General features: G+C 50.9%; 8 protein-coding genes. 5 read left to right on the forward strand and 3 right to left on the reverse strand.

Annotation, left to right across the window (positions count from 1 at the left end; translation table 11 throughout):
* Positions 1–22: 22 nt before the first annotated feature.
* Positions 23–4,768, forward strand: a complete 4,746-nt coding sequence (locus CRP01_RS23460; RefSeq protein ID WP_099152547.1) for a DUF7619 domain-containing protein — start codon at positions 23–25, stop codon at positions 4,766–4,768.
* Between the two features lie 35 nt (positions 4,769–4,803).
* Here CRP01_RS23460 and CRP01_RS23465 read toward each other — a convergent pair whose 3' ends face one another.
* The gene (locus CRP01_RS23465) at positions 4,804–6,390 is read right to left on the reverse strand and encodes a gliding motility-associated C-terminal domain-containing protein (protein ID WP_099152548.1); all 1,587 of its coding nucleotides are present in this window, start codon (positions 6,388–6,390) and stop codon (positions 4,804–4,806) included.
* Positions 6,391–6,653: 263 nt separating this feature from the next.
* Here CRP01_RS23465 and carA point away from each other — a divergent pair, with 263 nt between their 5' ends.
* The 4 genes from carA (at position 6,654) to sucD (ending at position 10,675) form a co-directional block, all read left to right on the forward strand.
* The gene (carA, locus tag CRP01_RS23470; RefSeq protein WP_099152583.1) at positions 6,654–7,883 is read left to right on the forward strand and encodes a glutamine-hydrolyzing carbamoyl-phosphate synthase small subunit; all 1,230 of its coding nucleotides are present in this window, start codon (positions 6,654–6,656) and stop codon (positions 7,881–7,883) included.
* Positions 7,884–8,056: 173 nt separating this feature from the next.
* Positions 8,057–9,340 carry a phosphopyruvate hydratase gene (eno, locus tag CRP01_RS23475; RefSeq protein WP_099152549.1) on the forward strand — a complete coding sequence of 428 codons (1,284 nt, stop codon included), beginning with the start codon at positions 8,057–8,059 and terminating at the stop codon, positions 9,338–9,340.
* Positions 9,341–9,467: 127 nt separating this feature from the next.
* Positions 9,468–9,779, forward strand: a complete 312-nt coding sequence (locus tag CRP01_RS23480; protein ID WP_099152550.1) for an FtsB family cell division protein — start codon at positions 9,468–9,470, stop codon at positions 9,777–9,779.
* A 23-nt stretch (positions 9,780–9,802) separates the two neighbouring features.
* Positions 9,803–10,675 carry a succinate--CoA ligase subunit alpha gene (sucD, locus tag CRP01_RS23485; RefSeq protein ID WP_099152551.1) on the forward strand — a complete coding sequence of 291 codons (873 nt, stop codon included), beginning with the start codon at positions 9,803–9,805 and terminating at the stop codon, positions 10,673–10,675.
* 92 nt (positions 10,676–10,767) lie between these two features.
* Here sucD and CRP01_RS23490 read toward each other — a convergent pair whose 3' ends face one another.
* Positions 10,768–11,346 carry a hypothetical protein gene (locus CRP01_RS23490; protein WP_099152552.1) on the reverse strand — a complete coding sequence of 193 codons (579 nt, stop codon included), beginning with the start codon at positions 11,344–11,346 and terminating at the stop codon, positions 10,768–10,770.
* Positions 11,347–11,475: 129 nt separating this feature from the next.
* Complete coding sequence (locus CRP01_RS23495; RefSeq protein WP_099152584.1) at positions 11,476–11,958, reverse strand: sterol desaturase family protein; 483 nt, start codon at positions 11,956–11,958, stop codon at positions 11,476–11,478.
* Positions 11,959–12,004: the final 46 nt, after the last annotated feature.

The raw sequence follows: 12,004 nt of genomic DNA on the forward strand, positions 1-12,004 counted from the left end.
AAAACGCTAACTGTGCATCCTGATGAAAAAAACAATTATACCGCTCTTTTCCTGCCTGTTTGTTTTATTACCACTGATCGCCTATACCCAGTGGCAGGTGATTCCCACCGGATATGACTCCAAACTCTATTCCATTGATTCCTACGGAGACCAGACCCTCGCATTGGGTACTGATAGAGGCATCATCGTCTCCCGAGACGGTGGGAATACCTGGACTTTTCACGATATGGATCTGGGGTTCGGCGATCTGGAACTGAGTTTTCCGGTGCTCGATCTGCATTTGATCGACGAACAGTCGGTAGTCGTTACCGGAGAAATTTCCTTCAACAACGATCAGTTGATCTACCGTTCGCTGGATAATTTTGCCACCTGGGAAATCACCCTCGATTATTCGAAACCAGAGGGAAGTTTTCACTTCTTTCAGGATCTGGAGTTTGTGACTTCACAGATTGGCTTCGCCGTCGGCCATCCACTGAATGTGATTGCAACTACGGATGGAGGAGCGAACTGGTTCTTAAGATCGGATATTCAGAATGCTACCCGGGCCATCAGCATGTACGATAATACCCACGGTATCGCCGTAGGGGACCGGCATATATTGGTCAATTCCGGGGACCTTACCTGGAACCAGATTGCCCGGCCGGAATACCTGGAGGCGGTGGTCATGGTAGATCAGCAGACGGCCTACGCGGGCGGCTATACCGGTATGTTGAAAACTACAGATGGCGGTAATACCTGGTCGGAACTGCCCGCCGCACCCAAAGATGTGATCAATCTGGTGGCCGACGGTCCGGACCTGCTGCTGGCGGGTACCACGGCGGGCATCTTCCTTTCCCGCTCGGGCGGTCAATACTGGGAATATTTCCCGGAAACGGCAGATTATGAAATAACGGGTCTGATACTGGCGAACGATGTCTGGTGGGCGTTGGACAAAAGTGGGAATTTACTGCAATCAGCGGATCTCTCCGGAGCTAAACCGCTGGCTTCTTATGCGGAGATCCATCCCGAAGAATTACAGTGCGGCACGACTACCGTGCAACTGACCAACAACGGCAGCCCGGAATGGTCCTATGAATGGTACCTTGAAGGAGAATTGTTTTCTACCGATTACAACACATCCGTTGATTTCGATACCAGCGGTGGCGTGCAGCTGGACCTGATCGCGATAACGCCCACCGGAAGAGATACCTTTACCAATACGGTCTATCAACAAGTTGGACAGATCCCGCAGGTGGAGGTCCAAACGGATTACTTCGGTTGTACCGGCGATGTTTTTCTGATCAACCTGGATGCTCCGGCATATAAGAAGGCCTACAACTACAGATGGTATTTTGAGGGCGCGACAGAGCCTTTCTCCTATGACACAGTGGCGCAGGTAAGTGTATCACAGGACCAGCGGGTGCTGCTCGTAGCTTCCAAGAACGACTGCTTGGATACCACCTATCTCAATTTCCATGTAGCCTTTGACCATCAACCCTTAAGCTGGGAAGAAATAGGGGCACCTATAGGGCCAAATTATCTGGAGGACCTGCAGTTCATTGATGATCAACTTGGTTATGCCATCACCTTCGACGGCTTTTTCCGAACACTGGATGGCGGCCAAAATTGGCAACGTACCGGTAAGGAAGAAATAGGAAACCCCGCTTCAATGTTCTTTATTAGTCCACTGGAAGGATTTGTCACGACTGGAAGAAGACTCTGGAAAACAACCGATGGGGCCGAAACCTTTTTTCGGGTACCCAGAAAGCCGGATAATCTGGATAACTATGCGATCGTAGCCGATAAGGTCTATTTTGTCAATGATACATTGGGTTTTGCAATGGAGGTTTCCTCCAACAGTAAAATACTTCGTACCCTCGATGGTGGGAAACGTTGGGAGGAAGTTTGGGCTTATCCAGAATTCGGTTATGTCAATATCAGTACGATAAGATGTTTGGAAGAGACGTGTATAGTTAGTGGCCGAAATTCGGGGATTTTCAAATCCATTGATTACGGCAAAACCTGGGCGAAAGTTGAAAACTACGATCACTGGGCCGAAGATGCATTGATCCTGGGGGATAATACCTATCTAATTGCCAGTACATTAGATCAGAAGGTGCCTACCGACCCCCAGCCGATTGCCTTGCGTAGAACTACCGATGGTGGCCAAACTTGGACTGTAAATCTCTTAGGAGTTACGGATGATGATCCGATGAGCTACAACAATGGTTTAATACCCGCTTATTTCGAACAATTGGATGCTGATAACTTTTATCTGTGGTCTTTAAAACAGTTTTACAGTACCAGGGATGGGGGAGCATGCTGGCAGGCAGAATCCAGGCTGGGCCGAAATCATAAAAGAGTAGACTTCCTGACGGAAGAAATAGGCTTTGTCGGGAGTGACCAGGAACCAACAGGTCCTCCGGGAATACACCGAACCCGGCCGGATGTATATTTCACCTTACCCTATCCGTTGTGTTTGGGCAGTACAGTACGGTTGCGTAACGAATCCCTGGAAAAAGGCTACGACGAGTTTGAATGGTATCGCAACGGCGAGCTGTTCTCCACCGCTGCCGAACCGGAATGGACGATCGATTCTCCCGGCGAATACACGTTTACCCTCACTGCCCGACAGGCGGGCAAAGAAGGGACCTTTACCCGGGAGATCATCATCGACCCGGTACCGCCACCGCTGGAGTGGCTAGATGAACCACTTTCATTTTGCAACCAGAAGGATACGCTGTGGGTAACGGACTTGGGAGAACGTTACGGCTACCAGTGGAAACTAGATCCGGCTGTGGCCGGTCACTGGAACACCGACAAGAACAGGTTCCAGGTCTACTGGTGGAACTATGGGGATCAGGCTACCGTATCGGTATTCGGTATCAGTGAGAATTTATGTACGACGGATACCTTGGAATTAAGTCTGGGCTTCCAGCAAAGGCTAAACCAGATTCCATTCCTCTCCGATAATCCGGACCTGGTATGCGTGCCGGATGGGGAGCAGCAAACCGTCCACTTCGGACTTTACGAAAATACTTTGGCCTGGGGAACTTATGACTGGCGCCTGATCGATGCCCCCGACGACTGGACGCTTACCCCGGCGGGCAATGGGGTGGATCTTTCCATTGACCACATAGGCCCTTACCGGCGGATAGGGCTGGAGGTAAAAGGGGAAACACCCTGCTTTTCCCTGACGGACACAACCTATCTGGATATCTACGGCGAGCCGGAAATCATTTCTGCACCCCACGATCTTTATCTCTTTGCCGGAGATGACATTGTACTGGAGATCGAGGCGCGTGAGATTCCGGGAGTAGAACTTCGGTACCGACTGTATAAAGACAGTTATCTGGTTGCTTCTTCCCCGTATCCAAAAATGGTATTCCAGAATTTTATTGCCGAGGAGGATGAGGGCACTTATTATATGGAAGTGGATAACGGATGTCAGGTGGCCCGGACGGAACCCTTTGTGATCGCGCTCAGCAACCACGCGCGTTTCACGGTTTTTTATGATCGGAATGAAGACGGCATACAGACCCTACCGGGCGAACCCGGCATCGGCACCGGCCAATTCCTTATCGGTGAAGATCAGATCGCCTTTCCCGGTACGACCGGCCGACTTGATTATTTTCCGGAAGACGGATTGGGCGCGCAGACGATCACCTATCAGCCGGCTCCGGACTGGAAACTCACTGCCGGAACTGACACTTACCAAGTAGATCTGAACCTGGAAGCTCCCCAGTTATTCAAACTCGGCGTCAGCCCGGTAGAGACGATCGATCGGGTAGAGGGCTTCCTCAACAGTGATCCCCTGGTCTGCAATCTGCGCGCGCAGTTTTATCTGACCATCAAGAACACGGGTACAACGCTGCAAAACGTAAATGTGGAGATCAACGCGCCGCAACTTGGCTACCAGGGTAACCAGGTGGCTAACGGGATCTGGCCGGGCGAAACCCTCAACCGCATCCTGTATATCCCCATGCAGGGAGTGGAATTGATCGGTGATACCATCAGTTTTTACCTGAAGTTATCCTATCCCGAATCGGGTGCATCCGGCGAGATCCTGACCAGTGAATATACCTACCGGGATATCCTGCTTTGTGCCTACGATCCGAATGATAAACTGGTGATGCCGACCGGCGAGGGGGAAGAGCGCGCCACCCGATTCGGGGAAGCGCTACATTACACCGTAAGGTTTCAGAATACCGGAAATTATCCGGCCCGGGATATTACGATCCGGGATACCCTGGATGAGCATCTGGACCTTTCCACCTTTGAGTTGCTTTCCACCAGCCATACGCTTTCGCGGCTGGTCATGGAAGATCGTGCACTCGAATTTATTTTCAAAGAAATTTACCTGCCGGATTCCACGAATAACGAACCGGGTTCGCACGGATATATCAGTTACCGCATCCATCCGGTGACGGATTTGCCGGAGTTTACTCCCATTGAAAATACCGCTCATATTTATTTCGACCAAAATCCGCCGATCGTTACCAACACTACCCGGAATACCCTGACGGATGGACTCATTGATGCGGTTGCCCGGCCGGAGGCAGCACAATTATCCGTTCGGATCTATCCTAATCCGACCCGGGGGGAGTTGATTATAGAAACTACGGCGTCTCCGGCGGATCGACTCTTCTGGCGACTTTTCTCACCTACCGGACAATCACTGCGGAACGGGCAGCTACAATCCCCAAAAGAGCAGTTATCCCTGGATCTGCCTTCCGGCGTCTACTGGTTGAATATTGGTAATCTCTGGCGAAAGGTGGTCTTTTTCTAAGCCGATGCACCATAATCAGTGAAGTTGTGGGGGTATCACCTAATGATCGTAATATCCCCCGTCAAAATCTTTTGCGTGCCGTCCTTGAGCCTGACTTCGATGGCATAGAGGTACACCCCGTTTTCCAGCACTTCCTGGTTTTGCTTCCCGTTCCAGGCGAATACTTCGCCTTCCGTCTGGGCGTACACCTGGCTGCCCCAGCGATCGTACACCCGCAGGGACAAGACCTGTACGAAAGATTCACTGCCGAATACCTGAAACAGGTCATTGACCCCATCGTCATTGGGCGAGAAAGCATTGGGAATAAAGACCTCGTACTCCCGGAGTTGCAGGTGGACCAGACTGTCACAACCGATCGAAGAGGTAAAGGTCAGATTGGTGGCTACGGGCGATGAAAAAGCGTAGCGGCCGATCCGGTAAGTCTCCCCTTTAAAGAAGTAGGCTTCCATGGTATCGACGGTCTCCGAGAGTACCGTCACGTCCAGCAGAACGGTGCTGTCACAACTGTTCACATCCTGAAAAGTATGGGTGTAGGAGCCGGAGGTGGAAATATTCTGATTACCGAAACGGTAGGTATCATCCGGACAAACCACTACCTGGGCTTCCCGCACGTAGGCCGGCACGGCGTGGTCAAATACATCGGATAGGATGCAGGATTCATTGATGGAGGCTAAAACCTGGTAATTTCCTTCCACCTTTCCGGGCTTAAATTCCCGATTGGTAGCCCCGACAACGGCTACTCCGTCACGGTACCACTGCAGGCTCGCCCCCGGTTTTTCGGAGGCGATGAGTTTGAATTCCGGGTCGCAGGGGTGCCCATTGGAGGATACGGTGGGGCCGAATAGTTCCGAGTTGGCCAGGATCAGATTATCCAGAAAATAGTAGGGATTGACGGTGCGGTTGAGTTCCACGCAATCCGGGCCGATCGCGATGGCGGTGATGTCTTCCCGTGGGGTAGTGGTGATCTCGAACTGGCGCCAGTTCTTGAAACCGTTGACGCCCACCTGACCCAGGAATTGCCATTCCGGATCGTTGGTCGGGCAGCCGAAAAAATCGTTTCCTACCCCGAATGGCAGGTTCTTACAATCCGTAGTCCCGTAGAGGGCAACATTCATGGGCGGAGAGATCTCCGTATCCACAAAACCGATATAGAACTGAAAGGTATAGGTGGTACCCGCTTTGAGCGGCGCCAGGAGGCAGGCCCCGGTATATTCTTTCCAGTTGGGATTAGGGTTGCGGCTAAAACGGCCGTTCCGGAAACCGATGTAGGCATCGCCATCCGGCAGCGGCAGGGGCACCGGAAATTCATCCCGGATGAAGTAGCCGCAGCGGTTGTAGTAATCAGTCGTCGCTTCGGAGGCCTGGATCCAGGTCTCGGCGCAATCGAGTTGCTGGTTGCCGGAGGGGCAGCAGTTGGTCTCCTCAAAAGAAGGATTGGGAATGAGGGATGGCGGTTCCGACTCCTGGCAGATACAATCCGGGTCGTTGAGGTCGATCAGGCCGTCTCCGTCGTCGTCCCGGGCGTTGTTACAAACCTCTTCCATCGCGAGAAGGCCGGCTGGGGAGCGATCCGTTACGGCAGTCATCAGGAACAGTAGCAAAAAAACAAAGTGAGTTTGCATCAATTAGGGATTGAGTGTGCAAAAGTTTTCAGCCGGAACAAGGTGGCAGCCGTCTCTTTTAACGTTTGGGGCGTCAGCTGTGGATCATAATGCTTTGTAAACCAATTAACTAAAAAAGATGACAAACTAATGGCAAACTGAAATTCTATATGGCTAACCGTTTGCTTTTCAGTGAATTGGCGGATCATTGTGAACTGCTGATCTGCTACAGTGCACAGCGCTGATTTAAAGATATGGATAATATTGAAAAAGTTAACGGTAATATGATCCTCCCTACATTTGCCGCTTTGCTGCAATATGCTATCTTTGCAGCGATTTGGGAAAATGGTCAGAAAGCGCCGACTATTGCCCAGACGGCCCTGACCTCTAAAAATTGTGCCGTGCAACAAAACGAACTGGAATTAAGACCTGCCTTATTATTATTGGAAGACGGTAGCCTGTTTCATGGAAAAGCAGCCGGAAAGATCGGAACCACCGCTGGCGAGATCTGCTTTAACACTGGAATGACCGGTTACCAGGAAATCTTTACTGATCCTTCCTATTTTGGTCAATTATTGGTGGCAACCAATGCCCACATTGGGAATTATGGGACCAAAAAATCCGAAACGGAATCTACTGCAATCAAAATTGCCGGATTGATCTGTAAAAATTTTACGTATCAATTTTCCCGTAAGCAGGCAGATGAATCAATTCAGGAATATTTCGAGCGTGAAAACCTCGTAGGTATCTCCGACGTGGACACCCGTGCCATCGTACGTCATATTCGTACCAAAGGTGCGATGAACGCCATCATTTCTTCCGAGATCCTCGATGTGGATGAACTGAAGAAAAAACTGGCGGACGTACCGGCGATGGAGGGGCTGGAGCTCGCTTCCAAAGTGAGTACCGACAAACCTTACGTCTACGGGAACGACAACAGCGGCTACCGCGTAGCTGCGCTCGATTTCGGGATCAAGGAAAACATCCTCCGTTGTTTTACCGATCGGGACTGTCTGGTAAAGGTTTTTCCCGCAAAAACTTCCTTCGAGGAGTTGAAGGCCTGGAGCCCGGACGGTTACTTCCTCAGTAATGGCCCCGGAGACCCCGGTGCGATGGATTATGCGGTGGAAACCACCAAAAAGATCCTGGAGGAAGGCAAACCACTGTTCGGTATCTGCCTCGGACACCAAATCCTGGCACGTGCGGTAGATATCCCTACCTACAAAATGCACCACGGACACCGCGGTATCAATCATCCGGTGAAAAACGTGATCTCCGGTAGCTGTGAGATCACCAGCCAGAATCACGGATTCGGGGTGAGCCCGGAAGCGATCCACAACAATATCGATAAGGTCGAGATCACCCACCTCAACCTGAACGATGAGACGATCGAGGGGATCCGGATCAAGGACAAGCCGGCTTTCTCGGTGCAGTACCACCCGGAAGCATCACCCGGCCCGCACGATGCCCGTTACCTGTTTGACGAGTTTATTCGCCTGATGGGGAAATCGTAACGCCGACCTCTGGTCAGCAAGCTGCCGGGCCAACTGCTGGTCGGCAAGGCAAGACATCAATTACAATTCGGTAATCCCTAAGGATTGCTCTATCTTTCAGCCGAAACTTTCCACTAGTTGAAAGTTGGCTAAAAATAAACTGCCGACCGGAAGTCGGCCCAACATCTAAAATTATGAGCGAAATTATTGATATCCGTTCCCGCGAAATTCTCGACTCCCGCGGTAACCCAACCGTAGAAGTTGAAGTATTAACTGCCGATGGTTTCGTCGGACGGGCGGCTGTTCCTTCTGGAGCATCTACCGGTAAGCACGAAGCGGTAGAGCTGCGCGACGGCGACAAAGATCGTTTCCTGGGCAAAGGGGTACTGAAAGCCTGTAAGAATGTAGAGGAGATCATCGCCGAAGAACTGTTGGGTGTTGATGTTTTCGAACAGCGCTACATCGACAACCTGATGCTGGAGATCGACGGTACCACCAACAAGGGCAAACTGGGCGCTAACGCTATCCTGGGGGTTTCTCTGGCGGTAGCCAAAGCGGCCGCTCAGGCGAGCGGACAGGAACTGTATCGCTACATCGGTGGGGTAAACGCCCATGTGATGCCGGTGCCGATGATGAACATCCTCAACGGTGGTTCCCACGCGGATAACAGTATCGATTTTCAGGAATTCATGATCATGCCGGTCGGTGCGGAGAGCTTTTCCGAAGGCCTGCGTATGGGCGTGCAGGTGTTCCACCACCTGAAAAACGTGCTTAAGAAAAACGGATACTCCACCAACGTTGGTGACGAAGGTGGTTTCGCTCCGAATATCAAGAGCAACCAGGAGGCGATCGAAACCGTGCTCCAGGCGATCGAAGTGGCCGGTTTCCGCCCCGGTGAAGATATCATGATCGCGATGGACGCGGCTGCTTCCGAGTTTTACAACGCCGACGAAAAAGTATACCACTTCAAAAAATCCACCGGAGATAAGCTGTCCGGTGCCGATATGGTAACCTACTGGAAAGAGTGGTGCGATAAATATCCTATTCTGTCCATCGAAGATGGTCTGGATGAAGATGACTGGTCTGGCTGGAAGGCCCTGACCGAAACCATCGGTAGCCGCGTGCAACTGGTAGGTGATGACCTGTTCGTGACCAATACCCAGCGCCTGCAGAAAGGTATCGATGAAGGTTGTGCCAACTCCATCCTGATCAAAGTAAATCAGATCGGTACCCTGACGGAGACCATCGAAGCGGTAAATCTGGCTAATCGCAATTCCTACACGGCGGTAATGAGCCACCGTTCCGGAGAAACCGAAGATACGACTATCGCCGACCTGGCCGTAGCGCTGAACACCGGACAGATCAAAACCGGATCTGCTTCCCGTTCGGACCGGATCGCCAAATACAACCAGTTGCTGCGTATCGAAGAGCAACTGACGGATTCTGCGATCTACCCGGGTAAGGCCCTGCTGGGATAACTCCGGATGGTCCATGGAGACGCATGGTAATGCGTCTCCATGGGAAATTTTGGGTATTTCATGGCAAACAGGAAATATATTCATAATTTGCCAGTCCGTTGATCCATGAACCCAAAACCAAAATACCATGGCTAACAATTCCTTTCAAGCGATCAAAGAGCAAATACCGGCGCCACTGCGAAACAAATACTTCCTGGTGCTGACTTTGTTTTTTGCCTGGATGGTTTTCCTGGATCGCCACGATCTGGTTACCCAGTGGCGTTTGCAGAATACGGTCAACAAACTGGAAGAGGATAAGGCCTTTTATTCCGAAAAAATAGAAGAAGCTGAGCAGGAGCGACTCGACCTGGATATCAATGACGAAAAATTCGCTCGTGAACAGTACTATATGAAGAAGTCGGACGAAGATGTCTTCATCATTGTAGATAAAGAAGATTAACAACCTAATAACCAAGCTAATATATGTCAGTTCTCGTCAATAAAGATTCCCGGATCATCGTTCAGGGGTTCACCGGGAAGGAAGGTACTTTTCACGCCGGCCAAATGATCGAGTACGGTACCAATGTGGTAGGCGGTGTTACTCCGGGCAAAGGAGGCACCACGCATCTGGACCGTCCGGTTTTTAATACGGTAGCCGATGCGGTATCGGAAGCCGGTGCGGATACGTCAGTGATCTTTGTTCCGCCCCCATTCGCCGGTGATGCCATTATGGAAGCCGCCGCTGCGGGTATCAAAGTGATCATTTGTATCACGGAAGGTATTCCGGTACAGGACATGGTAAAAGTAAAAGCCTACATCGAAGATTACGACTGCCGTCTGGTAGGTCCGAACTGCCCGGGTGTGATCACTCCGGGGGAAGCCAAGTGCGGAATTATGCCGGGCTTCATTCACCGTCAGGGTAAGATCGGGATCGTTTCCCGTTCCGGTACCCTCACTTACGAAGCGGTGGATCAGGTAACCAAAGCCGGTATGGGCCAGTCTACCTGTATCGGTATCGGCGGTGACCCCATCGTGGGCACGACGACCAAAGATGCGGTTGAGTTGCTGATGAACGATCCGGAAACCGAAGGGATCATCATGATCGGTGAGATCGGAGGTAGTATGGAAGCTGATGCTGCACACTATATCAAGGAACACGGTACCAAACCGGTGGTTGGTTTTATTGCCGGCCAGACCGCTCCGAAAGGACGTACCATGGGCCACGCCGGTGCCATCATCGGTGGTGCGGAAGATACGGCTGAAGCCAAAATGAAAATCATGGAAGCCTGCGGTATCCACGTGGTAAAATCTCCGGCGGATATCGGCACAACTATGGTTGAAGCACTGAAGAAATAAGCCATTATCGGATAGTCCGATAGTCCATTGCATAAAAAAGGGTTTACCGAACGGAAGTTTGGTAACCCCTTTTTCGTGCCGCTCCCGGCGGATCAGGAGATCAGCATGATCACGATAATGGTGATGAAGATCGCAATGAGATAGTACGTCAGGTTATTGCTCTGATATTTCTCGAAAAGGTGGCGCATCAGATCGTACCATTCCAGGCGACGTCCCAATCGTTCCACCGTCAGTACGAAGTATTTATCGGTATTTTCGGCAATGAATTTCTTCGGATTGGCGAGTAATTTGAGGATCATAAATTCGTCGTCCATGAAGGCCAGTTCGTACACATTGGTACTTTGGTAGCCGTCATCGCCGATGAACATCTTGTTGCCCACGTAGCGATACATGCCCTGCATCACCCGTCCGTCTATGGTTTTGATGTATTCGCGGTCCAGATCATCCTCGTTGGGTTTGGGACTGAAAAAGTGGAAGACCAGTTCGTGGAAGTTCTCGTTGTCCTGCACTTCCACCCAGGGCTTGTTGGTGTAAAATTCCTCTTCCCGTAGGTCTTCGCTGTTGGCGCCGACCAGGGGCAAAATTTTATCCAGATATTCCTCCATACTTTCCGCCTCGGGAAATGGGGTGTTGAAGGATTCCGCAATTCTATCCAGCAGTTTGTTTTCCAAGGCTTATCAGCTTTTAGCGCTCTAAGTTACAACTTCCCGGAAAAATTGTTGATATGTAGTCCATTGGGTAAGGTATGGATATACGAATTGCCCTTAATTCCGGACGAACCCAACCGGTACCTGCGTCATTTACGAAGCCTCCTGCTTCCACTCACTGCGCTTTCTAAAGTACTTGGGGTTGACGATCAGCAGACCGAAAGATTCGCCGTCCTCCTTTTCGCGCTTGGCGTGGTGAGCGCCGTGGGCACGCAAAATAGCACGGGAGTACTTGCTGTCCAACTGGCGGAACCATTTGAACCGTTGGTGAATGTATACGTCGTGGATCAGAAAATAGATCAGCCCGTAGATGGAAATACCCACCCCGATGAACAGCACCCAGAAATGCGGCGTTACGGAGCCGATGATGTAGGAGGCCATACTGGGTATGGCAAACACCAGGAAAAACAGATCGTTCTTTTCAAAAAAGCCATCCTTTTCGTGGTGGGGCAGGTGGTGGTCTTCGTGCCAGTCCCAGAGGAAACCGTGCATGACGTACTTGTGCGCAAACCAGGCCACGAATTCCATGAATAATACGGTAGCGATCGTTATTCCGATATATAACAAAGCGGTCATAGTTTGAAAATTCTGGTATAAAATTACAAAAAAGTAAAATCGATTT

Source organism: Flavilitoribacter nigricans DSM 23189 = NBRC 102662 (assembly GCF_002646595.1).
Lineage (GTDB): Bacteria > Bacteroidota > Bacteroidia > Chitinophagales > Saprospiraceae > Flavilitoribacter > Flavilitoribacter nigricans.